Genomic DNA, 26,351 nt, shown 5'->3' with positions numbered 1-26,351 from the left:
CCCCGCCAATTTCAACCTGAAGTGAATCCATTAAGCTTAAACGCTGCTCCAGTTCATCAAGCACCTCAGTGATCGGTTTACCGCCGATGCTCCAGCCTGACAATGTGACATGATCTGGAATGCTTTTTTGATTAACATATACATTCAAGCCTCCGTAACCAAAAGAGCCGATGAGCAGCAGACAAATAACAATAATGAGACTTAAGTGTATTTTTTTCATGGGAATCCACCTTTTTTTACTTCTGGTTAACCGTAGTTCAAGCACCTTTTAATGTATATGTCACAAGGCTGTTAAACTTTCGGGTACTCAAAAGGTAACAAATTTGTTACAATAGGTGTTGTCTTGAGGATTTATCTTGGATTTTAAAGGAATTAGATGGAAAGTGTCGAATATATAAGGGCTAATTAAGTAATGGGAAGTGATGAAGTGATAGAAATGCAGGATGTGTGGAAGACCTATCCGAATGGCACCCACGCACTTAAAGGGGTCTCGGTAAAGATTGACCGAAATGAGTTCGTTTACGTCGTCGGACCGTCCGGCGCAGGTAAATCGACATTTATGAAATTAATTTATAGAGAAGAAGTACCGACTAAAGGACAAATATCAGTTAACGGATTTAATATCGGTAAGCTGAAGCAGCGGAAAATTCCTTATGTTCGCCGTAATATCGGGGTGATATTCCAAGACTTCCGCCTGCTTCCGAAGTTAACGGCTTATGAGAATGTCGCTTTTGCGATGGAAGTCATCGAGGCACCTACAAAGCTTATGAAGAAACGGGTCATGGAAGTGCTTGACCTGGTTGGTTTGAAATCCAAGGCAAACCGGCAGCCGTCACAATTGTCTGGGGGAGAACAGCAGCGAATTGCCATAGCCCGGGCAATAGTTAACAATCCTTCGGTGATTATTGCGGACGAGCCCACGGGTAACCTGGATCCAGAGACTTCATGGGGGATTATGCAGCTTCTGGACGAGATTAATTTCCGGGGTACCACCATCGTGATGGCCACCCATAACAAAGATATCGTAAATACAATGCGTAAACGCGTTATTGCTATAGAGAATGGACAAATTGTCCGAGACGAGGCGAGAGGGGAGTACGGGTATGACTTTTAAAACCTTCCTACGGCACTTGCGGGAAGGGGCCAAAAGCGTATTCCGGAACGGCTGGATGTCCGTAGCCTCAGTAACCTCGATCGTAGTGTCATTATTTATTTTAGGCGTATTCATTTTATTGGTATTGAATGTAAATGCTTTGGCCGATAAAGCCGATAGTGAAGTGCAGGTAAGCGCCTATCTGAATCTGAATGTAGATGAGAAGATGCGTGCAACCGTTGAGAAGGAAATCAAGGCAATGCCTGAAGTCAGCTCCATTCATTTTGTATCGAAGGAAGAAGGAATGAAGGAGCTTACCGAAAGTCTTGGAGAAGAAGGCAAGGAAATACTGGAGGGATTTAACCAGAAAGACCAGAACCCTCTTCCTGATTCATTTGTAGTCGAAGTGGTTGAACCGACAACGGTCTCTCATGTAGCTGACAAGATCAGTGCTTTGAACGAGAAGCATCCGGAAAAGCCTATTCTTAGAGTGAAATATGGAGAAGGCACCGTTGAAACATTGTTTAAGATTACCCGCACAGTGCGGAATATCGGATTTATTTTTGTTGGTGGACTTGGCCTGATGTCCATGTTCCTGATCTCCAACACCATTCGGGTAACGATATTGGCCCGCCGCCGTGAGATCAGCATCATGAAGCTGGTAGGAGCGACGAATAACTTCATTCGTTGGCCGTTCTTCGTTGAAGGTGCTTTGATTGGATTCCTCGGCTCAGTGATTACGGTTGCCATTCTGTTCATGGGCTACAGCCGTCTGCATGAGGCCGTGAAGGGCGATATTACGCTTGCACAAAGCCTGATGCCTCTTGGTGACATATGGCTGCCGCTAGGCGGAGTCATTATTCTGCTGGGAATGGTCATCGGCATTTGGGGAAGCACCATGTCCATCCGCAAGTTTTTGAAAGTATAACTGCATTACGACAATAACGACATTTAGTCTTACTTAATATATAGACCATATTTTAAATAATCTAACTAGAACATTGATAAAGGATGGGGAGCGCAAGTTGAAAAAGATCGCCGCCGGATTAGCCGCCTTTCTATTGGCCGCAGTCGTATTCCAACCCTCTGCCGGATTAGCTGAAAGCAAAACATCTGCTGATGTTGAACGTGAGATTCAAACACTTCAGGAGCAGGTCCGTCAGGCCCGCAACCAGAAGAACAAAGCTGCTGAACAGAAACAAGAGGCTCAGCACTATAAGAATAAAACCACTAAATCGCTTGAATATGTGATGGATCAGATTCATACGGTAAGTAATGAGCTTTCTAAAATCTCTGTAAAGATCGATGAGACGGAAGATGAGCTTCGCACAACGAAAAAAGAATTGCAGGCGGCAGAAGATCGTATTGCTGCAAGAGAGAAACTTTTGGAGGAGCGCATTCGTCTCATTTATATGGACGGCGAAGTTTCCTATCTGGATGTACTCTTGTCATCGACAAGCTTTACAGACTTCCTGGAGCGTGCAGACTCCCTGAAGACGATTGTCGATCAGGATCAGGATTTGTTGGTACAGCATAAGCAGGACAAGCTTCTTGTTCTGGATAAGAAGAAAGAGCTTGAAGGTCAATATGCAAAAGCCAAAGACCTGTATGCTCAAATGGAAGACCGTAAGAGTGAGTTGAATGAGAAAGAGCAGGAGAAGAGAGTTCTGATTGCCGAGTATGACCAAAAGATCGAAGTTTCTGACGATATCTCCGCTGAACAGGAGCAGATGCTCGTAACATTGGCTACGAAGCGTTCGAACCTCCAGCAAGAGAAGAACAAGCTCCTCGCAGCCGAAGCGGCGCGCAGAGCAGCTGCAGCAAAAGCAGCAGCTGAAGCCAGAGCGAGAAAGGCTGCAGCAGCTGCCGCAGCGAAGAAGCAGCAAGCTGCTGCCTCAGCCTCATCGTCTTCCAGCTCCAGTTCCAGCTCCAGACCATCATCTGGCGGTGGCGGCTCGTTCACAGGCAATGGCGGTCCATTCGCGATGCCGGTATCGGGTGCTTATCTTTCCTCAGGTTATGGAACGCGTACTCACCCGGTAACGGGCCAAGTAATGTCCATGCATACTGGACAAGACTTTGCAGCACCTGAAGGTACTGATATCCGCGCAGCTGAGAGCGGTACGGTTATCCTGGCTGAATGGTGGAGCAGTTATGGCAACGCCGTAATTATCGATCATGGCGGCGGTGTATGGACGCTTTACGGACATATCCGTAATGGTGGCACGAAGGTTAAAGAAGGACAACAGGTTAGCTGTGGTCAGAAGATTGCTGAAGTCGGCTCTACTGGACGAAGCACAGGTCCTCACTTGCACTTTGAAGTGCGAGTTAACGGTTCTGCTGTAAATCCAACGCCTTATCTGTAAACGAGAACAAGGAACCGCTGTATAAATATTCCCGGGAAGTTAATCATATACTAGGACAACCGGGAAGTTACGAAGTGAATGAGCTGATAAAAGGCGGTGAAATCCATGTTAAAAAAAAGAACGGCCGTATTCCTAGTTGTCGCCGCCATGCTGTGCGGCGGACTCCTGACGATGGTGTTCATGCAGCTGCCGAATCTGGCGGGTTCCAGTGCCGGCGGAGAAGGGCTGTTCGCCAGCATAGCCAACAATAATGGACTGGAACAGGATGAGGCCAAGAAGATTGGTACCGCCCTTGATTTAATCGAAAAGAATTACTATAAGGACATCGACAGGGAAAAGCTTGTCGACGGAGCGATTAACGGAATGATGGATTCACTGGGTGATCCGTATTCCAATTACATGGGCAAGGTTCCTGCCGCACAATTTGAAGAGAGCATTGAGGGCTCCTTCAGCGGTATTGGGGCAGAGGTATCCTCCGTTGATGGCAACGTGGTTGTTGTCTCACCGATTAAGGGATCTCCTGCAGACAAAGCCGGAATTCGGGCGAAGGATATTATTTTGTCAGTGAACGGAGAATCGCTGCAGGGAATGGATTTGAATACGGCTGTAGGTAAGATCAAAGGTCCCAAAGGCTCCAAAGCGGTTCTTAAAGTGAAGCGAGCAGGGTCTACTGATCCGATCGAATTTGTCATTGTACGGGATAATGTGAACCTTGAGACCGTAACTTCTCGCATGGAAAGCGATAAAGTTGGCATCATTGAGATTTCCCAGTTCTCCCTGAATACCGGTGATCGCTTTAAGGAAGAGCTGAAGAAGCTTGAGGATCAGGGCATGAAAGGACTTGTGATTGACGTACGGAACAACCCGGGCGGGGTTCTCTCCGTAGTCATTGATATCGCAGAGCAATTCGTGCCGAAAGGCAAGTTGATCGTTCAGGTTGAAGATAAAGAGAAGAGACGGGATAAGCATCCTTCAAAAGGAAGCTCCAAGCCGTATCCTGTGACGCTTCTGATGAACAAGGGAAGTGCCAGTGCATCCGAGATCCTGGCCGGGGCACTTCAGGAGTCGGCAGGCGCTGTATTGATCGGTGAGAACTCTTTCGGTAAAGGTACGGTTCAAACCAGCTTTGAGAAGCAGTTTGGAGACGGTAGCCTGCTGAAAGTAACAATTGCCAAGTGGCTGACACCGAATGGCACATGGATTCACGAAAAGGGAATCAAGCCGAACTTGAAAGTTGCCCAACCGGCGTACTTCTCGGTGGCACCGATTGATAAGAAGAAAGTGTTGAAATATGATATGAATAACTCTGATGTCATGAATGCTCAAATCATGCTTGAGGCTGTCGGCTTTAAGCCTGGCCGTAAGGACGGTTATTTTGACCGTGCTACAGAGAAGGCCGTGAAGAGTTTTCAGAGCAGCAAGAAGCTGAAGGCGACGGGTGTGGTGAATGCCGCAACAGCTGAAGCGCTTGAAGCGGAGTTAATCAAGAAGATTCAAGATCCGAAGAACGACAACCAACTGAACCGCGGAATCGCCGAAGTTCGGAAGGAAATCGCGGCTAAGGCGTCGAACAAGTAAGAAGGCTAACCTTAGCCTTCTTTTTTTATTGTATACTTGCAAGAAGCGTTAAACAGGAAGGAGTGTGTCATACTTTTGGAGACAGCGAAGGAATTGCTGTGGCTTGGGCTTGATGCCGGATTACAGCTGCTGATGCAGCCGTTTTATTATATTTCCATTATTTTTATTGTCTTGCTATATCGCAGACAGGTACTGCTGGAGCGCAAGCTGTTTCATGTTCGACTGAACGGATGGGGGCTGCAGACCTGGAGAACGTTTATAGGGGGGCTTATCGCAGGTATCGCCGTCTCGGTGGTGATGGCATTTCTCGGGATCACCCTTACTTTTGGGGCTGTCCTATGTATATGGGCAACTGCGCTTATACTGATGCTCTTCCGGGTAAGGTTCCTATGCTTTGCTTATTCTATAGGGGTTCTTGGTATCATTCAGTTTATACTTAGCTGGTTTCCTCATTGGGAGCCTGCAGGCTTTGCAGGTGATGTGAGATCGACCATTGCAGGAATGGACATTCCATCGCTGCTCGCATTGGCAGCTGTACTTCATTTTGCAGAAGCCGTGCTGGTTTATTTACAGGGCTCGAAGTTTGCTACACCGCTGTTCCTTGACGGGAAGAGAGGCAAGCTTGTTGGCGGATATCAAATGCAGAGCTTCTGGCCGCTGCCGTTGTTCCTGCTCATCCCCGCTTCAAGTGGTAATCTGGTGCTTCCATGGACGCCATTCTTTGGCGGTGACGGCTGGAGCGGCGGGATCAGTATACTGGTGCTGCCTGCACTGATCGGATTCGGAGAAATGACGCAGAGTATGCTTCCCCGGCAGAAGGCTGCAATTACATCGAAGAGACTCATTATTTACAGCGCTGTGCTGCTTGCACTGAGCCTGCTTGCGGAATGGTGGTCTCCGCTCATGATTGTCGCTGCAGCAGCAGCGCTCGTTCTTCACGAAGCACTGATCTGGTACAGCCGTTATGAGGAATCCCAGAAGAGTCCGATTTTTGTGAATCCGCCGAAGGGCGTTCGCGTGCTGGCAATACTGCCGGGCGGGCCAGCGGATGAATTAGGCATTCAGGTGGGCGAGACGATTCTGAAGGTGAACGGAACGCTGGTTCATAACAAGGAAGAGCTGCATGCTGCACTTCGTCAGAACCCGGCATTCTGTAAGCTGGAGGTTCAGAATCACCAAGGCGAGAGCAAATTTATGCAGCGGGCGATATACGAAGGTGATCACCATCAGCTTGGTGCCATCGTTGCACCTGAACCGGATGACCTTTTGTCTGTGAAGATGAAGCCGCTCAGCCTGTATGCAATCCTGGGCATGAAGCTGAACCTTCGTAATAAAGGGATCAAGGCTCCTGCTTCTAAGCAGACAACAGCTGCCTCGCAGGACAAGCAGGAGACGATTGAGCTTTAGGAAGGTTAAATCTCTCATAGGGCAGGCCGCCCTCACACATAAGAAGAAGCTCTCCGCTATGGAGGGCTTTTTTTATTGGGAACAGGTATAAATGTGCAACATCATCCTCCTTCAACCCGTCAAACATATATCAGCCCATAACGAGGAACATAGGGTTAAAGAGGAGAGTCACGTCATGAACGTATTACATAAATTATTCTTACTGTTTATCGGATTGTCAGTTGCGCTAACCGCAGGGGGTTGTACAGGGAACGGATCACAAAATGCGGATCGCGAGGTTCCTGGGGTAAAGTCTCCCGCTTCGACTGCACCGGCAGAGCCCAAATTGTTGGAGAATCCTAATGAAAATAAAGAGCCTTACTTTGAAGGAATGGTGGCAGCGAAACGAAGCGGCGGCATGGGGGGGACGGTTCTTGTCATTCAAGGCTTGAGTGAGGACACAGCGGTTAACTCCAGCTGGGACGAGCTTGCGAAGCACGCTCAGAATAACGACAGTGGAGCTTACTATTTTGTATCGAATGAACAGTATAGGCAGCTTAAAGTGGGACAGCTTGTGGGAATTCATTCAAACAAAGAGGATTCCTCTAATCCACCGTACAGAAACACATCCGCTTTAAAAATCATCCAGGAGCCTCAGCTGGTTCAAGTAACGGGGTATCGAGATGATGTGGTGACGGGATATGTATCGTGGATAGATCCCAAGAAGAATACAATCTCTTTAAATATCAGTGGTTGGGCAAACCGAAATAACCATGGACCTGTTGAGGATATCATGCATGGTATCAGTGTTCCGTTAAACGAGGATACGAAGCTTGTGGATGGACTGGGTCAGAGTATTGAGTTTTCCTCCTTGAAGGTCGGAGATAAGCTGGAAGTGATTCCAGACAAGACATGGTCATATGACCGTATGAATAAGGAACCATTCCAGGCAGAGCAAGTGACGCGAGTTACGATGCCGCGAAGTGAGAAGCTAAGGCATATGCTGGCAGGGTCAGGAAAGATCCACACGGTCGTGATCTACAGGGAGAATACGATTCCTCCCCACGATGAAATGGATTTTGACCGTTACGTACCTGGTGCATTTACTGGCGGGATTTCGTGGGTTCCTTACCGTAAAGGTGAAGTCGTGGACTTCAAAGAAGAGCTGATGCTGGGTAAGCTGCCGACGATCATCGTGTTTGATGATGAGGATGCTATATACCAGACCGATTCCATCCGCGAGCTTCAGAAATGGTTTAATGACCGGGCGGCTGCGGTCAGGGAGTCAGCAGGAGGGAAGTAGTGCCTCCTCTGGAAAGCGGCGATGTGTTCAACTCAAAAAAGAAGTAACCCCTGAGACTGTCAGCCTGCAGCGGGTTACTTCTTTTTATGATTCTAATCACGATACAGTCACTTCTCGCGCAGCTGTCTCAGCACCGTAATCTCAACCCGGCGGTTTTTCTGTTTGCCTTGGACAGTTTCATTGCTGGCGGCAGGGCGGGTGTCCGCATATCCTGCATATTGAAAGCTTTCCGGTTTCAGCTTGCTTACATCCAGGAAATAGCGCAGTACAGACATGGCGCGTGCGCCTGAGAGTTCCCAATTGTCCTTATACGGTGAGTATCGACCCACGGGAACGGTATCGGTGTGGCCTTCGATACTAATCGTCGTATCCAGGTCCTTGAATAAGCTTGCGAGCTTCCCCAGCACCGGCTCAGCACCGTCCTTCAGTTCAGCTTTACCGGCATCGAACAGGAAGCGGTCGCTGAGTGTTATGGCAATGCCTTGAGGCTCATCTGCAATGAAAATATCATTTTCCAGTTGGTTATCCTGCACATATTGTTTAATTACATTCATAAAGGCTGCGAGCTCTTCCTCCTGTTTGCGGAAGGCAAGCTCCCTTTCGGTTAATGGCTCGGGGTCCTTCTTACCCGTCGTGTCTGCTGGCGGATTCTTGTGTTTCTCGGTATCGGCGGTCCCTGTTATGCCGGAGCCCTGTTCCAGAATGGAGTCTCCACTTCGAAAGGTGGATTGCAGGGATTCCGTTACGAGCTTGTACTTCTCGGTATCGAGCCGGCTCATGGCATACATGATGACAAAAAAGATCAGCAGAAGAGTGATTAGATCCGCATACGTGATCATCCAGCGATCATGATGTCCGCTGCCGCTGCTGCTCCGCTTCCGGCGACGTCTTCTAGTCGGCTGTTTCACGGGCGGCCCCCCTTGCCTCCAGATTGCGGGAAGAATGAGCGAAAGAAGCGTAGGAAGCCAGCTTTTTACGAACAAGAAGCGGGTGCTCACCGTTCTGAACAGCTAGAATTCCTTCAAGGAGCAGCTCCATATTCTGAATTTCTTCTTCTCTGCGTGCTTTAATCTTGGTTGCAATGGGAAGAAAGATAATATTAGCGCTTGCAACACCATAGAGTGTAGCAGTGAAAGCAACGGCGATAGACGGGCCGAGCTGAGTCGGGTCCTGCAGACTGCCCAGCACATGAATGAGGCCCATCACGGTACCGATGATTCCCATGGTCGGGGCATAGCCGCCGGCAGACTCGAATATTTTGGCGTAACCTTCATGCTTCTGCTCTGCCGCCTGAATCTCCAGCTCGAGAATTTGCTGCACAAGCTCGGCATCGGTGCCGTCAACGACCATCTGCATGCCTTCCCGCAGAAAAAGGTCAGGGTGTTCCGATGAAGACCGCTCCAGAGCGAGGACGCCGTCTTTACGGGCGATCACAGACATGTCTACAATATCTTCAATCAGCTCATGAGGCAGACGGGTACGCCGTCCGAAAGCGGTACGCAGAGCATCGGGAACTGTTCGCAGCCGGGAGGCCGGAAAGCTGATCAGCACCGCTGCCAAGGTGCCTCCAAAAACAATCAGGGCTGCGGTTCCCTGCATAAGCCCGCTGACATGACCGCCTTCCCACAGGAAGCCTCCGACCAGTGCGGCCAGACCTGCTAATATTCCAATAATCGTTGTCATATCCATGGGGGAAGAACCATCTCCTTGTATATAAAATTGGTGTATATATTGTTTGCATACAAAAATTGAAGAGAGTATAATTAACGGGAACACGCATTCTTATAATTGGGAAGCTGAAGGATGATTTTTCCTTAATTATATTACTCGGAAAATTTCGACAATTTATTAATATACTTATTCTAGACGATAAGGGTGATAAAGGACAAATGAGTGATTTAGTTGTCAGTACAAAATCCTTTGAGATCGAATCAGAATTTCAGCCTCAAGGTGACCAGCCCCGTGCAATTGAGGAGCTGGTGGAAGGGGTGCGAGAAGGCAAGAAGCACCAGACACTGCTTGGCGCAACCGGTACGGGAAAGACATTTACGATTGCGCAGACGATTGCAAAGCTAAATCGCCCTACATTGGTCATTGCGCATAACAAGACACTTGCCGCACAGCTGGCCAGTGAGTTTAAGGAATTTTTTCCGAACAACTCGGTTGATTACTTCGTAAGCTACTACGATTACTATCAGCCGGAAGCCTACATTCCTTCTTCTGATACGTATATTGAGAAAGATTCAAGCATTAATGAAGAGATCGATAAACTCCGTCACTCTGCCACAAGCTCATTGTTTGAGCGGCGTGATGTTATTATTGTGGCGAGTGTATCGTGCATATATGGTTTGGGTTCACCGCAGGAATATGGAGAATTGCTGTTATCCTTGCGGGTAGGGATGGAGAAGCCGCGCAATCAGATTTTGGCGCGGCTTGTTGATATTCAGTACCAGCGTAACGACATGAACTTTGTCCGCGGTACGTTCCGTGTGCGCGGCGATGTTATAGAGATCTTCCCGGCATCGAAGGGAGAACACGCTGTCCGGGTGGAATTGTTCGGTGATGAGATCGAGCGTATTACGGAGATCGATGTGCTGACGGGTGAGCTCGTTGGCGAACGCGAGCATGTTGCCATCTTCCCGGCCTCTCACTTCGTTACCCGCGAAGAAACGATGCGTGCTGCGCTCGTTAATATTGAACGGGAACTCGAGGAACGGCTTGAGGTGCTTCGTGGCGAAGGCAAATTGCTGGAGGCGCAGCGTTTGGAGCAGCGGACGCGGTATGATATTGAAATGATGCAGGAGGTTGGGTTCTGTTCCGGTATTGAGAACTATTCAGGTCCACTGACGTTCAGAGAGCCTGGAGCAACGCCGTTTACGCTGATGGATTATTTCCCTGACGATATGTTGATTGTTGTGGATGAGTCCCACGTGACACTGCCGCAGATCCGGGCGATGTATAATGGTGACCGCGCGCGTAAAACGGTCCTTGTCGACCATGGCTTCCGTCTGCCGTCAGCTCTCGACAACCGTCCTCTGAAATTTGAGGAGTTCGAGGAAAAGGTCAAACAGATCATTTATGTGTCAGCAACTCCGGGGCCGTATGAATTGGAGCATTGTGATACGATGGTGGAACAGATCATCCGTCCGACAGGTCTTCTGGATCCAATGATTAGTGTAAAACCTTCGGAAGGTCAGATTGACGATCTGATTGGAGAGATCCATACCCGGATCGAACGGGATGAGCGTGTGCTTGTCACGACGCTGACGAAGAAGATGGCCGAGGATCTGACGGATTATCTGAAGGAAATTGGAATCAAGGTCCGGTATCTGCATTCGGATATTAAGACCTTCGAACGGATGCAGATCCTGCGCGATCTTCGGCTCGGGACCTTCCATGTTCTTATCGGTATTAACCTCTTGAGAGAGGGTCTTGATCTGCCTGAGGTATCGCTGGTAGCTATACTGGATGCCGATAAGGAAGGCTTCCTCCGTTCGGACCGCTCGCTCATCCAGACGATCGGCCGTGCGGCGCGGAACTCGGATGGCCAGGTTATCATGTATGGAGACAAGATTACAGACTCCATGGATCGGGCCATTAAGGAGACTGAGCGCCGCCGCAGTGTGCAGATGGCTTATAATGAGGAGCACGGAATCACACCTCAGACGATTCGCAAGAAAGTACGTGACGTTATTGAAGCGACGAAAGCAGCTGAGAGCAAGGCCGATTATCTGACGGGAAATGCAGGCAAAATGTCCAAGAAAGATCGTCAATCGGTGATCGAGCGTCTGGAGGCAGAAATGAAAGAAGCCGCGAAGAACCTCCAGTTCGAGAGAGCAGCGGAGCTTCGCGATGCATTGCTTGAGTTAAAGGCTGAGTAATTAGTTGTATCTAGGTAAGCAGAAATATCAGGAGAGCGGCCGGACGGTCGTTCTCTTTAAAATATAGATCCATAGATCGTAGCTGTGTGAAGCAGTGAGGAGATGATATGTTTTGGCGATTGAGAATATTGTAATCAAGGGCGCCCGCGCCCATAACCTGAAAAATATCGACGTAACCATTCCGAGGGACAAGTTCGTGGTGCTTACCGGTCTAAGCGGTTCCGGCAAGTCGTCGCTTGCGTTCGATACGATTTACGCGGAAGGGCAGCGGCGGTATGTCGAGTCGTTGTCCGCTTATGCACGCCAGTTCCTGGGCCAAATGGAGAAGCCGGATGTGGATTCTATCGAAGGATTGTCCCCGGCTATTTCCATTGATCAGAAGACGACAAGCCGCAACCCCCGTTCCACGGTGGGGACGGTAACGGAAATTTATGATTATCTGCGGCTGTTGTTCGCACGTATTGGTCACCCTCATTGTCCGGAGCATGGCATTGAGATTACATCCCAGACTGTTGAGCAGATGGTCGATCGCGTCATGCAGTATCCGGAGAAGACGCGTCTTCAAATTCTGGCTCCGGTCATCAGCGGGCGCAAGGGTGAGCACAAGTCATTGTTCGCGGATATATCCAAGCAAGGTTTTGTCCGCGTACGTGTAGACGGAGAAATGCGTGATCTGTCAGAGAATATTGAACTGGAAAAGAACAAGAAGCATACCATTGAAGTTGTGGTTGACCGTATTGTCATCAAACCGGATATCGAATCCCGGCTCGCAGACTCCATTGAGACTGCACTCAATCTGTCAGGAGGACAGATTCTGGTCGATATCATAGGACAGGAGGAGCTGCGTTTCAGCTCTAACTTTGCTTGTCCGATCTGCGGGTTTAGCATGGAAGAGCTGTCTCCGCGAATGTTCTCCTTCAATACACCGTTCGGAGCTTGCCCGGATTGTGACGGTTTGGGCATGGAGATGATTGTTGACCCTGACCTGCTGGTGCCGGATACAAGCAAGAGCATTGAAGACGGTGCTTTTCAGGCTTGGGCTGGCGGTACATCTAACTACTACCCGCAATTTCTGAAGTCGGTCTGCCAGCATTATAAGATTCCACGGGATGTTCCGGTGAGCGAGCTTAGCTCGGAGCATATGGATAAATTGCTGTATGGTACAGGAAATCAAAAAGTCCATTTTAAATACGAGAATGATTTTGGTCAGAAGAAAGAAGCTTATGTAACGTTTGAGGGGATCATTCCGAATCTGGAACGCCGTTATCGCGATACGAATTCCGAAGGAATTCGGGAATATATTGAAGGTTATATGAGCTCGAAGCCCTGCGATACATGTAAAGGTCACCGATTGAAGAAAGAGAGTCTCGCCGTTACGATCAACGACCGGAACATGGCTTATGCAACCAGCTTGTCCGTGGGGGAAGCTTCGCGCTTCTTCGAGGGTCTGGAATTGACTCCGAAGGAACAGCAGATTGCGAATCTGATCTTGAAAGAGATCAACAGCCGCCTGGGATTCCTGGTCAATGTCGGACTGGATTATCTGACGCTGAGCCGTTCAGCAGGCACATTGTCCGGTGGAGAGGCACAGCGGATTCGGCTTGCGACCCAGATCGGATCAAGCCTCATGGGCGTGCTTTACATTTTGGACGAGCCGAGTATTGGACTTCATCAACGGGATAACGACCGCTTGATCTCTACGCTTGAGCATATGCGTGATCTTGGTAATACACTGATCGTTGTAGAGCATGATGAAGATACCATGATGGCAGCGGATTATATAATTGATATTGGTCCGGGTGCAGGGATCCACGGGGGTAAGGTAATTGCCCAAGGTACACCGAAAGAGATTATGGAAGATGAAAATTCTCTGACAGGCCAGTACCTGAGTGGACGCAAGTTCATTCCGGTGAACAGCCAGCGCCGGAAGACGGATGACCGCTGGTTGGAGATCCGGGGAGCTAAAGAGAACAACCTTAAGAACATTAACGTCAAAATCCCGATCGGTGTCTTTACAGCCGTTACCGGCGTATCCGGCTCGGGTAAATCTACGCTTGTGAACGAGATCCTGTATAAGACGCTTGCACGGGATTTGAACAGAGCCCGGGTTCGTCCGGGACAGTATAAAGAAATGCGCGGTCTGGAGCATATTGAGAAGGTTGTTGATATCGACCAGTCTCCGATCGGTCGGACACCTCGATCTAACCCGGCAACCTATACCGGCGTGTTCGATGATATCCGTGATATTTTCTCCCAGACGAATGAAGCGAAGGTTCGCGGATATAAGAAGGGCCGTTTCAGCTTTAACGTAAAGGGCGGCCGCTGTGAGGCTTGCCGCGGAGACGGAATCATCAAGATCGAGATGCACTTCCTGCCGGATATTTATGTTCCGTGCGAGGTATGTAAAGGCAAGCGTTATAATCGTGAAACGCTGGAAGTGAAATATAAAGGGAAAAACATCTCTGACGTGCTGGAAATGACGGTTGAGGATGCTACTGAATTTTTCGTAAACATCCCGAAAATTCACCGGAAGATGCAGACGTTAATGGATGTGGGCCTGGGCTATATTAAGCTTGGACAGCCTGCGACAACCCTTTCAGGTGGTGAAGCGCAGCGCGTGAAGCTCGCTTCCGAGCTCTATCGCCGGAGTACAGGCAAGACGATGTATATTCTCGATGAGCCGACAACCGGCCTGCATGTGGATGATATTGACCGCTTGCTGCTGGTGCTTCATCGCCTGGTTGATTCTGGCGAGACCGTCCTTGTGATTGAGCACAATCTGGATGTCATTAAGACCGCAGATTACCTGATCGACCTTGGGCCCGAAGGCGGCAGCGGCGGTGGCACAATCATTGCTACCGGTACACCGGAGCAGATCGTCAAAGTCCCTGAGTCCTATACAGGCAAGTACCTGAAGCCGGTCCTCGAACGCGATACGAAGCGGACTGAGGAATTAAATAAAGCTATTCAGGCTAAAGAAGAGTCAGCTGTGAAATAAACAGCAGGGATGGCCTTTCACTACTTCACGATTGGCCAACTCGCTTAATGAAATACGCATAAACTACCAAAGTATGGCGGTGCCAGGGAGCTTATCAGCTTTCCCCTGCACCGCCATTTCTGGTTTGGTCTAGTCAAGAGCAAAATACGTTGAGTACGGTAAACGAGGCAAATGTACGGGAAAAATCGAGTATATGATGCGTAAGGGACTAATAAGTGGACAGGGAGAGTGAGTTAAGTATTCTTTTTTTTAAAATGGATGGATATGCACGAAGCAGCGGAGGGGACGAATCGATTCCGGTAAGAGCTTTCAGAAGGAAAGCTAGCATCGGGAGTGTAGGCTAAAGCGGTAGCGGTCGCCTTTGTGTTCCAATTTCCTCCTCGACAAAAACCAGTTCAGGAAATTGGAACACAACAGCGATGTTAGGAATGATTCGTCCCCGCAGCGTCCAACAACAGCAAAATGATCACCCAACCGACCACCGTAAACAGCTGTAATCCACCAGGTCAAGGAACAAAGTCATCAAGAAAACAAATAAATTGGGTTAATTTGAGAAAAAAATATGACTTTTTTGCCTTTTTTGGAATGAAAGGCTTGCATCCAAGCGTGGGCGCGGATAACATATAAGAAGATGTGAAAATGACCGAGAAACCACGAGGAGGTAAATCCGATGTTCCTTGCAGCAGCTGCTGAAGCCGGTTCCAACTTTAAGACATTTGATATTTTTATGATCTTGTTTACGATTTTGATCTTTGTCGGTGTAGTTCGCTTGCTAACTGCCCGCCAGAAAAATAAATTCGCAATCGCTTTTGGCGTGGTCAGCCTGCTTGTTTTTCTTTACTCGGACTATGCGATGATTACCAATTGGTTTAGCAGCAACTAGGAAATGATCAGTTACATAGAAGGCGTCTCTCGTGGTGAATACTGCGGGGACGTCTTTTTTTATATCTGTGTTCGTGTGTTCACATATCATCAGGAAAATAAAGGAATAAATTAGGTCTTTCAGCAATGGTACAAGCCCTGGCTGTATGGTAGATTGAAGAGTACACGTAGCTATGCAGGCTAACGTTCGGAGAGGAACGGGTGAAGAGATGGATTTGAAGAGAAAAAGAAGACCAGTAAGCATACTGCTCAGCCTGACATTGCTGCTCAGTGCGGGGTTATCAGCAGTTCCAACACCCATTGCAGAAGCCAAGAGTGTCAGCAGTGCATCTATAAATGACCCGGTTCCGCAGGTAGTTAAGAGTCTGTCCCCATCGGTAGTTGGAATCATCGGCAAAACCCCTGGAGGAAGCAGCCAAAGCAGTGAGGACCGTTATAATCTGGCTCACGGAACAGGCGTCATCCTGAAATCCGATGGATGGATTATTACGAACGCGCATGTGGTGAATGGACTGACAGGGGTTACGGTGGTTACTTCCGACGGTAAAACATACAAGGCCAACAAAATTTTCAGCGATTACGTAAGCGATATAGCACTCGTCAAAATCAATGCCAAATCCCTTACGCCAGCCCGGTTTGCAAGCAGCAGCACAACAGCCCAAGTCGGGGAGAAGGTAGTGGCGATCGGTACACCGATTTCGTTCTCGCTCCGCAATTCGGCTACGGCAGGTGTCGTTAGCGGACTTGACCGGAGTGTGGACGGATCCTACCGGCTGATTCAGACGGATACGGCAATCAATCCGGGAAATAGCGGAGGGCCGCTGGTGAATATGAAGGGTGAAGTGATCGGAATTAACAGCATGAAGTTTTCAGCCATTGGAATCGAGAATATGGGATTCGCTATTCCCGTTGATACCGTTCAATATGTGACGGGCCATCTGCTCAAGTATGGCAAGGTGAAGCGTGCTGACCTGGGAATTGAGCTGGAAGAAAGCTGGTCTGCGATTGTCGGACTGCCTAGCGATGACCCGTTAACGGTAAGAAAAGTAACCGCGGTCCCGGCACAGAAGGCCGGAATTAAGGAAGAGGATGTGCTTTACGCGATCAATGGTAAGAGAGTGTATTCCATCGTGGATATTAATGAAATGCTCAAGAGTTATATGCCCGGAGCGAAGGTGAGCGTGCTGATGCAGAGTGACGGGGATATTGTCATTCGCAGACTTACCCTGAGCAGCGGCAGTCCGGGAGCTATAGCCGCTTTGGCACCTGCAAAGGAGGAGCTGTAATGATGAGAGAAGAGCAGACAGTTCATCCTGCCAAGAAAGCTAAACCATGGCGAACAGCTTCTGCATTGCTGGCGGCTGTGGTGCTTAGCGCCTCATTGTCTCTACCGGTATGGGGAGATTCCAGCGAAAAGCGGGTGCTGACACTTCAACAGGGCAGCAGCAAAGCTGTTGTGAATGGTACGTCCTATACCATTGCCAAGCCTTTTATCAGGCAAGGGACGATTATGGTTCCGGTCGGTGTGTTCAAAAAAGCATTTGGCAGTGAAATCAGACTCGAGGGCAGCAGTCGTGTTCGCGTTCTCCATGGGCCTCATACGGTTGTTCTATCCATTGGCAGCACGACAGCATGGGTTGATGGCAGGAAAGTTGTGCTTTCGGTTGAACCGCAAATGGTATCAGACACACTGATGGTTCCCCTTCGCCCAGTAGCCGAGGGAATTGGCGCGAAAATGAGCAAGGACAAGAATGGCAAGCTGAGCATCAGCTTGAACGTCACAGATAAAGATGTGCCTCAGTCTGATACCGGAATTGATGCGACCGCAGGCAAGACACGAATTGGCAACAGTTATTATGAATGGAGCATGAATTACCCGTCGGGCATGGTCATCGGAGGCGGATCGGATAATGAGAACGTTGCGGTATTTGCGGATGCAACCGGCCGCTATTATCTGGAGGTTCATGCAGAGCCGGATCAGGTCAAGCTGGATGCCGATGCACTTTTGCAAAGGCTGGAGAGAGATGCGCGCAGCTCCGGGGATGTTGTGTTGGATCGTGAAACGGTAACCGGGGCAGGAACCCCTTATGCACGAATTATTTTTCGGGACATGGAGGGGATACTCTGGGAAGGGCGCGCATATTATGCGAACAACAGGGTTTACGGGCTTTATTTTGCCGATGAAGAGGCACTGCATTATAAAGACTTGGATAAATATGCAGGGCTGCTGAATTCCTTCAAGCCATCTTTTAACACAGCAGACAAGAGCCTGAAGGATCTTTCGTTCATTGAGGACGGGCTTCGTATGGTAATGAATATGGATTATGGCATCATTGCCGGAGTCCCGGCGAAGTGGAAAGTGAATGAACAGGAGATGTTCTACGGTGATGAGGAGAATGGATATTTGTCCATTCGGGTAACCTCTGCTCCCAAGGGGCCGGCAGGAACGCTTGAGGGCTGGATCAATCAGATGAAGGGCTGGCTGGGGGAATCATTTGTAGCTGAATCGTACGAGATCGTTGGACTGAAGCCTGTTGAGATTTCGGGCGTGAAGGGACAGATCATGGAGGTCCGTTATAATTTTGGGGATGGATGGACAACGGAGTATGAGGTGATGCTCCAAAAGAACGGATACCGCTATTATCTTGAATATGCTATACCTGATGGAAAAGAAGAGACAGCAACAGCATGGAACGACGTACTTGCATCTATCGCCATTGATTATGAAGCAGTCCGAGGCACATTCGGCCGGCTTGGTGAAGAAGAGCTTTGGATGGACAAAACGTTGGTAACGACCAGAAGCTCGAATGCGTATCGCTATAAGGTGGCTATTCCACGTTATTGGACAGCCATCAATGACCGTTATGAGTCAACCAAGGTGGAGTATGGTTTCGCAGGAGGCAGCTTTGAAATTACCACCGATAAGGAGACCGAGGCGGAGTATGTGATCAGCGGGCTGAAGCAGTATTTTAATGAGGCAGCATCCGGTAAAGGCAAGAATCAGGTAAAGCTTCTTGGTACGGAGAATATTACATTTGCCGGGGTTCCTGCCGTACAATTTACATCTCATCATAAGAAGAATGGGGTGGGGTACACGGCAAGACAGATCATTTTTGAAAATGGCGGCATAACGTATACGTTGTCAACTGTAATCAATGATGCGAATGCGACAGAGGCCCAGAAACAGGCGATCGGGAAGGCACTTCAATCATTTGAGTGGCTTAAACAATAAGTGGCCGAAACAAGCAGGAATATGAAAAAAGTGGTATAATAAACAAATCGTATTATTAATTAGATAGTTCTTATGGTTAAAGAGCCAACAGTATACAACTGCTTGGCTCTTTATATCTTTATATCCATATGACCGCTTCGTTGTTCATTGTTATAGATCGATTCATGACTAGGAAGGAAGAATGTACGAGATGAGAGAGTCTTTGAAGGAACTGTTCTCCGAAACATTTATTGAGTCTGTTGCAGATAAAGTGAAGGCACAATATCCGGCTTTTCATAAGGAGCGTTTTCAGACGCTTGTGCAGGATGAGAGCTGGGAGACAGAGGAGTTTAAACAGCGGATACGCCATATTGCACGTGCTTTGACAGAGACCTTGCCTCCTTCTTATGAAGAAGCATTGCATGTTCTGTATGAGGTTGCACCCGAATGCAAAGGACTTGAAGGTTTGTTTGTCCCTGATTATGTTGAATTGAACGGGTTGAACAATTTTGAACGATCGATACAGGCACTGGAATATTTCACGGCGTTCTCAAGCGCGGAGTTTGCGGTTCGGCCGTTTATTATTCAGGAGCAGGATCGAATGCTGGCCCGGATGACGGAGTGGGCGAAGAGCGATAATGAGCATGTCCGCAGGCTTGCCAGTGAGGGGAGCAGACCGCGGCTTCCTTGGGGACAGCAATTGCCGGAGCTGATCCGCGATCCTAAGCCTGCCCTGCCGATTTTGACACTGCTCAAAGAAGACCCGTCCCTCTATGTTCGAAAAAGTGTGGCTAACCATCTGAACGATATTTCGAAGGATCACCCCGAACTCGTATTGGACCTGGCGGCGGAATGGTACGGTCATCACCCGCTCACCGATTGGATCGTAAGGCATGGGCTGCGTACGCTGCTGAGACGCGGAGACCTGCGCGCACTTGCTGTGTTCGGCTATGAGAATCTGGAGGAGAACAGTGTAGAGGTAACAGGGCTGCGGTTAAGTTCTCCTGTCATTTCTGTAGGTGAGGACTTGGAGTTTTCCTTCATCATCATGAATTGCGGCGATCACTCGCGCTCGCTGCGCATTGATTATGAGATCGGATATATGAAGGCGAATGGAAAGCAGGCACCGAAGCGTTATAAATGCTCGGACAAAATATATGATCCAGGCAGTCATCATCTGGCGAAAAAGCAGTCCTTTAAATTGATATCTACACGCCGCTTCTATCCTGGAGAGCACACTCTGAGTATTCTGGTAAACGGAAAGCGGCTGGCGACGGCTTCGTTTGAGCTACAATGAAGGTGGATTAGGCAGATGTATGGTCAGGGAGTACAGATTTAGTGAGCTTTCAAGCGAATTTATCAATTCGCAGAAAAGCTTAGTGTATGCTTCCGATGTAGCTTTTCAAGCGAATTTATCAATTCGCAGAAAAGCTTAGCTTATGCTTCCGATGTGAGCTTTTGAGAGGAAATAGATATTTCCTTTCAAAAGCTTTTAGTATATCCCCACTTTTGGTAAACTAGAAAGGTTCATGAATTATTGTTGGTATGTCGGATATGATGGAGTTAACGAACTACAGTAACCGGTCAGAAAGCCGGTTTGGGAGGATATAGATGGATACACAGGTTTTACGAAGAGAAGACGTGGAGCTGCTGGCGCCGGCAGGGGATTGGGACTGCATGCGGGCAGCCGTGGCTAACGGGGCGGACGCGATCTTTTTTGGAGTGGAGAAGTTTAATGCACGCGCGCGTGCCAATAACTTTGTGATGGACGAGCTGCCGGAGATCATGGCGTTCTTGCACAGCTATGGCGTAAAGGGCTTCCTCACGTTTAATATTTTGGTGTTCGAGAATGAACTGGAGGATGCGAAGGAGCTGATCGACGCTTGCGTAGACGCGGGTGTGGATGCGGTTATTGTGCAGGATCTTGGCTTGGTCAAAATGATTCGTGAAATCTCGCCGGACTTCCCGATCCATGGCTCAACGCAGATGACGATTACTTCACCGGAAGCGGTAGAGTTTACAAAGCCTTTTAACATCGAACGGGTGGTACTCGGCCGCGAGAACAATCTGAAGCAAATTCAGAAAATCGGCGAGCAGGCGAAGATGCCGATGGAAGTGTTCGTGCATGGGGCGCTGTGCGTGTCCTACTCCGGTCAGTGCCTGACCTCCGAAATGTGGGGCGGCCGTTCAGCGAACCGCGGTGAGTGTGCGCAGGCATGCAGGCTTCCGTACGATCTGATGGTGGATGGCGAGCAGAAGCCGATGGGCGATGTTGCGTATCTGCTGTCTCCTAAAGATTTGGCAGCCATCGACCTCATGCCGGAGCTGATCGAAGCGGGTGTAACCTCCTTCAAGATTGAAGGACGGATGAAGACGCCGGAATATGTGGCGAATGTCGTCAGCAAATACCGGAAGGCGATTGACCGGTATTTCGATGGAGATGACTCGAAGCCGAGCAAGGAAGAAGTGCGCGAACTGCAGCAAAGCTTCTCCCGCGGCTTTACACACGGTTTCCTGGAAGGCACGAATAACAAAAAGCTGGTGGAAGGCACATTCCCGAAAAGCCGCGGCGTATACTTAGGACGAGTAGAGCAAATTCTCCGCGATGGCGTGGTATGTAAGCTGGAGGCACCTTTGAAGCGCGGCGACGGGATTGTGTTTGACGCTGGCGATCCGACGAAGAAGGAAGAAGGCGGCCGCGTATATGACGTGCGTCGTAAGGGCGTGAAGCTGGAAGGCGAGGCAGAGGAAGGCTGGATCATCGACATCGTGCCAGGCCGCAGTGACGTAGATCTGCGCAGGATTCATGTCGGAGACCGGATCTGGAAGACGAACGATCCGGCGCTGGACAAGCGTCTGCGCCAGACCTATGAAACAGAGAAGCCGTACCGGGTATTCCCGGTACAGGTGCGTGTCAGCGGCAGTGCAGGGCAGCCGCTGTCAACGTGGTGGACCGACGTGCAGAAAGGCACAACGGTCCAGGTGGATTCGGAGCTGGAACTGGAGATTGCCCAGAAGCGTCCGATGACCCGAGAGCTGCTCGAGGAGCAGTTCGGCCGTCTGGGCGGTACCGTGTTCCAGCTGGAGCAGTTGGACGTCGAGCTGCAGGGCGACGTCATTGTCCCGATGCGCGAGCTGAACAGCATCCGCCGCCGTGCGGTGGATATGCTCGCAGGCGAGCGTCCGAAGCCGCCCGTATACGTGAAGCGGGCGGTGTCGGTCTATGGCGATGCGGCGAAGCCGGCAGCGCCGGTGGCGCGCGGTGAAGCGAAGCTTACCGCGCTGTGCCGCAGCCTGCCGCAGGTACAGGCTGCGCTGGAAGCCGGCGTAGAGATGATATACGCCGACTTCGAGTTTATCAAGCAGTTCCCGGCAGCGGTGGAAGCCGTTCATGCTGCCGGCAAGCAGATTGCTTTGGCTACGCCGCGCATTCATATGCCAGGCGAGAACGGCTACCATAACAACATCCTGCGCCTCCAGCCGGATGCCGTGCTGGTGCGCAACACCGGTGCGCTGTATTTCTACCTGCGCCACCGGCAGGAGAATCCGGACAAGCAGCATCCGCGCTTGATCGGAGACTTCTCGCTGAATATGGCTAACCATAAAGCTGTTGACCTGTTCCTTGAAGCAGGCTGCGACGCAGTCACACCGTCTTATGACTTGAACATTCAGCAAATGGTTGATCTGCTTGGCAAAGCCGACACATCCCGCATGGAGATTGTTATCCATCAGCATCTGCCTATGTTCCATACGGAGCACTGCGTGTACTGTACGTTCCTGAGTGAAGGAACAGACTTTACGAACTGCGGCCGTCCTTGTGAAGAGCACCGAGTCTCTCTTCAAGACCGGATCGGCATGTCGCACCCTGTACGGGTAGATGAAGGCTGCCGTAACACCGTGTATAACGCCATCGAGCAGTCGGGGGCAGAATACCTGGCTAACTTCATGGAGCTTGGCGTATCCAGCTACCGTGTAGAATTCCTGGAAGAGACACCGGAGCAGGTGCATGAAGTTATTGACCTGTACAACCGCGCTCTTCGCGGCGAAATCAGCGGAACTCAAGTCTGGAAGAAGCTGAAGGCAACGAACCAGCTTGGTGTAACGCGCGGGCAATTGGTGAAGTAAGCATCGAACGAGACGATTATATATAAGAGGAGCACGAGAGGCGATAGAATGCCTCATCGTGCTCTTTTTTTTATGCGAGGGTATACGAACAGGACGTATACTGAAACATCCTTTGCTTACGAACAGATCAGAGTCATGGGACTAAGGGGTTTACCATATGATAAAAAGAGGGCAGGGGTTTTGGTCATGCCACTTATGTATATAATGAGCCGGCCTTTTTATTATAGGCATCTATTCATGAAGCGAAGGAGTTATGGATGATGAGAACAACTCCTCTAAAATTACACGGAGCATGTCTGGTGGAACCGGTTGTTCATCAGGATGCTCGCGGATTTTTTATGGAAAGCTATAATGTTACCGAACTTAAGCGGCACGGAATTGGTCATGCTTTTATCCAGGATAACCATTCGCAATCATTAGAAGCAGGGGTTATTCGCGGGCTTCATTATCAGCTTCTCCCGAAAGCCCAGACCAAGCTGGTTCGAGTCCTTACAGGTGCGATCTATGATGTTATTGTGGATATACGCAAAAATTCACCTTCATTCGGCCAATGGACCGGCGTTATTCTATCCGAACATAACAAGCGTCAGCTCCTGGTTCCACAAGGCTTTGCCCATGGTTTCTGTACACTTGTGCCTGACACGCAGGTACTCTACAAGGTGGATGAGTTCTATTCGCCAGAGCATGACCGGGGTATATTGTGGAATGATCCGGCGCTTGGAATTGACTGGCCGGTGAGTGACCCGATTTTATCGGAGAAGGATCAAAGGCATCCACTGCTGCACGATGCGGAAATGAATTTTGAGTAGGGGGATGATCCGTTGGCTATGAAGCTCCTTGTAACTGGCGGTGCCGGGTTTATCGGCAGTAATTTTATATTATATATGATGCGTCAGTACCCGAAAGCTCAGATCATTAATATGGATGCACTCACGTATGCAGGCAATCTGGAAAATTTGAGATCAGTCGAGCAGGAAAACAATTATTCTTTTGTGAAAGCTAGTATTACGGATAAGCAGGCTGTAGATGAGATTTTCAGTCAGGGAATTAATGTGGTCGTAAATTTTGCGGCAGAATCCCATGTTGATCGAAGTATTTTGGAGCCTGATGTGTTTGTGAATACGAATGTATTAGGTACACAGGTCTTATTGGATGCAGCCAGAAAATACGGCATAACAAAATTTGTCCAGGTTTCAACCGATGAAGTTTATGGTTCCCTTGGGACGACCGGTCTATTCTCCGAGACGACACCACTGGCACCGAACAGTCCCTATTCCGCGAGTAAAGCGGGAGGAGATTTATTGGTCCGTGCCTACCATGAAACGTATGGGCTGCCTGTGAACATTACCCGCTGCTCGAACAATTACGGTCCCTATCAGTTCCCCGAAAAATTAATACCTTTAATGATATCACGTGCTTTGACCGATGAACCCCTTCCTGTATACGGGGATGGCTTGAACATACGTGACTGGCTTTATGTTGAGGATCACTGTAGCGCAATCGATCTGGTCATTCATCAGGGGCGCAGCGGAGAAGTCTATAACATCGGGGGAAATAATGAGCGAACGAACATCCAAATCGTCAACACGATTTTACAGCAGCTTGGCAAACCTGAATCTCTGATTACTTACATAGAGGATCGGCCGGGACATGATCGTCGATACGGCATTGATCCTGCCAAAATTACAAAAGAGCTTGGGTGGAAGCCACAGCATCACTTTGAAACCGGTATACAAGAGACGATTGCATGGTATTTAAGCCATAAAGACTGGTGGGAACGGATTCAATCCGGCGCTTACCTGGAATATTCAGCGAGGCAGTACGGGAGCCGTTTAGGAGAGTCTTTATGAAGGTGCTTGTAACGGGAGCGCATGGTCAGCTCGGGCAGGACGTTGTCGCTATATTTACCGCGGCAGGCCATGAGGTGGCAGGCTGTGGCAGGCAGGAACTGGACATTACGGATATGGGGCTTTGTCAGCAGACGATTGCAGCCTATCATCCTGACGCGATTATTCATTGTGCATCTTATACGGCGGTGGATGCAGCAGAATCGGATGCAGATCTGGCTTATCAGATCAATGCTGTGGGAACACGTAATATCGCTCTTGCTGCTGAGAGGGTGGGGGCTAAACTTGTATATATGAGTACCGATTATGTTTTTAATGGGCAAACGGATCAGCCATACCATGAATATGATCATCCGGACCCCCGCAATATTTATGGAAAGTCCAAGCGGGCCGGAGAGATTCTGGTACAGAGTCTATGCTCCAGATGGTTTATCGTCAGGACTTCTTGGCTTTATGGTCTATATGGAAGTAATTTCGTAAAAACCATGCTCCGTCTTGGACAAGAGAAGCCTGCTATTCAGATTGTGAACGATCAAAAAGGATCTCCTACATACACCGTTCACCTTGCACGCTTCCTTATATGCTTAACAGAGAGTGACAAGTTTGGAATCTATCATGCTTCCAATAGGGGGGCCTGCACATGGTACGAGTTTGCACAGGCTATTTTTGAAGAGGCGCAGGAGTTGATGGATTGGACTGCTTCTGCCGTGCTTGAGCCGTGTTTAACCGGGCAGTTTCCCAGACCCGCTCCGCGTCCGGTAAATTCGGTTATGGAGCACTTCGCTCTACGAACGAATGGATTCGAAGATCTCCCTCCTTGGCGTGAAGGGTTGAAGGAGTTTTTATTGGCTTTGAAGTGACTGATATACATTATAGACCTGCCTAAAGGCTGGTCTTTTCTTTTTCTATGGAGTACGGGAAGCATTATACGGACGTCTTTTTTCTCAATTCCAAGAGGCTAACCCGCACACCAACCAGATCACCGGCCCACGCACGGGATTTTACACGATTACCAATAAAAATGTTCGTATTTTATACGAACACAAATTGACTTGCTCCCGCTGCTATCATAGACTTAATTAGTAGTAGACCGTTAACGTGGAGGAATGACGTTGAAAGACATAATAAAGCCCTGGAGGCATGTATTTAAGCTAGATCCTGAGAAAGCAATCAGTGATGAGGCACTCGATGAATTATGCATGTCGGGCACCGATGCGATTATGGTGGGGGGCTCCACAGGTATTACGTATGAGAATACAGTAGACCTGCTCTCGCGTATTCGAAGGTACGAATTACCTTGTGTGCAGGAGATATCCGATCTTGAGGCCGTTGTGCCCGGTTTTGATCTTTATATGGTACCGATGGTGCTCAATACCTCGGACCCGACATGGATTCTGAAGCGTCATCATCAGGGGATCGAGCGGTACGGATATATCATTCCTTGGGATTTAGTAGTGACGGAAGGTTATATTGTGCTGAATCCGGATGCGACTGTTGCCAAGCTAACCTCAGCTGAGGCACAGATGAGCGAAGAATCTGCGGCAGCTTATGCCCAGATTGCGGACAAGCTGATGAGCCTGCCGGTCGTTTACCTGGAATACAGCGGTACTTTTGGTGATATGGATACGGTACGTGCTGTCCGCAGATCTCTGGATCATTCACAGTTGTTTTATGGCGGTGG

At 49.2% G+C, this 26,351-nt stretch carries 19 protein-coding genes and 1 pseudogene; 17 read left to right on the top strand and 3 right to left on the bottom strand.

Annotated elements, in window-relative coordinates; all coding sequences use genetic code 11:
• A pseudogene (locus BN1234_RS15505) lies at window positions 1-220 on the bottom strand (VanW family protein); the annotation flags it as partial.
• A gap of 207 nt (window positions 221-427) precedes the next feature.
• Between BN1234_RS15505 and ftsE the strand changes: the two are divergent.
• The 6 genes from ftsE to BN1234_RS15475 all read left to right on the top strand — a co-directional run bounded on the left by ftsE (window position 428) and on the right by BN1234_RS15475 (window position 7,726).
• Window positions 428-1,114 carry a cell division ATP-binding protein FtsE gene (gene ftsE / locus BN1234_RS15500; RefSeq protein WP_054957576.1) on the top strand — a complete coding sequence of 229 codons (687 nt, stop codon included), beginning with the start codon at window positions 428-430 and terminating at the stop codon, window positions 1,112-1,114.
• Entirely contained in the window at window positions 1,104-2,021 is a 918-nt protein-coding gene (gene ftsX / locus BN1234_RS15495; protein ID WP_054957571.1) for a permease-like cell division protein FtsX, read from the top strand. Before ftsE ends, ftsX begins: the two co-directional genes overlap by 11 nt.
• Before the next feature lie 97 nt (window positions 2,022-2,118).
• Entirely contained in the window at window positions 2,119-3,459 is a 1,341-nt protein-coding gene (locus tag BN1234_RS15490) for a murein hydrolase activator EnvC family protein (RefSeq protein WP_054957570.1), read from the top strand.
• A gap of 105 nt (window positions 3,460-3,564) precedes the next feature.
• Window positions 3,565-5,037 carry a S41 family peptidase gene (locus BN1234_RS15485; RefSeq protein WP_054957569.1) on the top strand — a complete coding sequence of 491 codons (1,473 nt, stop codon included), beginning with the start codon at window positions 3,565-3,567 and terminating at the stop codon, window positions 5,035-5,037.
• Between the two features lie 75 nt (window positions 5,038-5,112).
• Window positions 5,113-6,444 (top strand): PDZ domain-containing protein, encoded by a 1,332-nt coding sequence (locus BN1234_RS15480; protein WP_054957568.1) that lies wholly within the window; start codon window positions 5,113-5,115, stop codon window positions 6,442-6,444.
• A 175-nt stretch (window positions 6,445-6,619) separates the two neighbouring features.
• Window positions 6,620-7,726 carry a DUF3221 domain-containing protein gene (locus BN1234_RS15475; protein WP_054957567.1) on the top strand — a complete coding sequence of 369 codons (1,107 nt, stop codon included), beginning with the start codon at window positions 6,620-6,622 and terminating at the stop codon, window positions 7,724-7,726.
• Window positions 7,727-7,833: 107 nt separating this feature from the next.
• On the opposite strand, the gene BN1234_RS15470 is transcribed toward BN1234_RS15475, so the two are convergent.
• Entirely contained in the window at window positions 7,834-8,634 is an 801-nt protein-coding gene (locus BN1234_RS15470) for a flagellar motor protein MotB (protein WP_054957566.1), read from the bottom strand.
• Window positions 8,618-9,415, bottom strand: a complete 798-nt coding sequence (locus tag BN1234_RS15465; protein ID WP_054957565.1) for a flagellar motor protein — start codon at window positions 9,413-9,415, stop codon at window positions 8,618-8,620. The genes BN1234_RS15470 and BN1234_RS15465 overlap by 17 nt, the downstream gene beginning before the upstream one ends.
• Before the next feature lie 200 nt (window positions 9,416-9,615).
• Here BN1234_RS15465 and uvrB point away from each other — a divergent pair, with 200 nt between their 5' ends.
• The 11 genes from uvrB to pcrB form a co-directional block, all read left to right on the top strand.
• Entirely contained in the window at window positions 9,616-11,607 is a 1,992-nt protein-coding gene (uvrB, locus tag BN1234_RS15460) for an excinuclease ABC subunit UvrB (protein WP_054957564.1), read from the top strand.
• Window positions 11,608-11,719: 112 nt separating this feature from the next.
• The gene (uvrA, locus tag BN1234_RS15455) at window positions 11,720-14,605 is read left to right on the top strand and encodes an excinuclease ABC subunit UvrA (RefSeq protein ID WP_054957563.1); all 2,886 of its coding nucleotides are present in this window, start codon (window positions 11,720-11,722) and stop codon (window positions 14,603-14,605) included.
• 670 nt (window positions 14,606-15,275) lie between these two features.
• Entirely contained in the window at window positions 15,276-15,488 is a 213-nt protein-coding gene (locus BN1234_RS15450) for a DUF2759 family protein (RefSeq protein WP_054957562.1), read from the top strand.
• Window positions 15,489-15,660: 172 nt separating this feature from the next.
• Window positions 15,661-16,773 carry a S1C family serine protease gene (locus BN1234_RS15445; protein ID WP_082423239.1) on the top strand — a complete coding sequence of 371 codons (1,113 nt, stop codon included), beginning with the start codon at window positions 15,661-15,663 and terminating at the stop codon, window positions 16,771-16,773.
• The gene (locus BN1234_RS15440; protein ID WP_245640192.1) at window positions 16,773-18,719 is read left to right on the top strand and encodes a stalk domain-containing protein; all 1,947 of its coding nucleotides are present in this window, start codon (window positions 16,773-16,775) and stop codon (window positions 18,717-18,719) included. Before BN1234_RS15445 ends, BN1234_RS15440 begins: the two co-directional genes overlap by 1 nt.
• 181 nt (window positions 18,720-18,900) lie before the next feature.
• Window positions 18,901-19,995: a DNA alkylation repair protein gene (locus BN1234_RS15435; RefSeq protein ID WP_370734065.1), complete on the top strand. Its 1,095-nt coding sequence runs from the start codon at window positions 18,901-18,903 to the stop codon at window positions 19,993-19,995.
• Window positions 19,996-20,309: 314 nt separating this feature from the next.
• Complete coding sequence (locus tag BN1234_RS15430; protein ID WP_054957560.1) at window positions 20,310-22,823, top strand: U32 family peptidase; 2,514 nt, start codon at window positions 20,310-20,312, stop codon at window positions 22,821-22,823.
• A gap of 260 nt (window positions 22,824-23,083) precedes the next feature.
• Window positions 23,084-23,632 (top strand): dTDP-4-dehydrorhamnose 3,5-epimerase, encoded by a 549-nt coding sequence (gene rfbC / locus BN1234_RS15420; protein WP_054957558.1) that lies wholly within the window; start codon window positions 23,084-23,086, stop codon window positions 23,630-23,632.
• Between the two features lie 18 nt (window positions 23,633-23,650).
• On the top strand, window positions 23,651-24,673 hold the full coding sequence (gene rfbB / locus BN1234_RS15415) for a dTDP-glucose 4,6-dehydratase (RefSeq protein WP_054957573.1): 1,023 nt from the start codon (window positions 23,651-23,653) through the stop codon (window positions 24,671-24,673).
• A complete protein-coding gene (gene rfbD, locus BN1234_RS15410; RefSeq protein ID WP_054957557.1) occupies window positions 24,670-25,530 on the top strand; it encodes a dTDP-4-dehydrorhamnose reductase in 861 nt (286 codons plus the stop codon). The genes rfbB and rfbD overlap by 4 nt, the downstream gene beginning before the upstream one ends.
• 252 nt (window positions 25,531-25,782) lie before the next feature.
• On the top strand, window positions 25,783-26,351 hold a 569-nt coding region (gene pcrB, locus BN1234_RS15405; protein WP_054957556.1), incomplete at its 3' end, for a heptaprenylglyceryl phosphate synthase.

It is taken from the genome of Paenibacillus dakarensis, assembly GCF_001373415.1.
Taxonomy (GTDB): Bacteria; Bacillota; Bacilli; order Paenibacillales; family Paenibacillaceae; genus Paenibacillus_AQ; species Paenibacillus_AQ dakarensis.
This window is presented reverse-complemented; position numbering and strand designations above follow the sequence as displayed.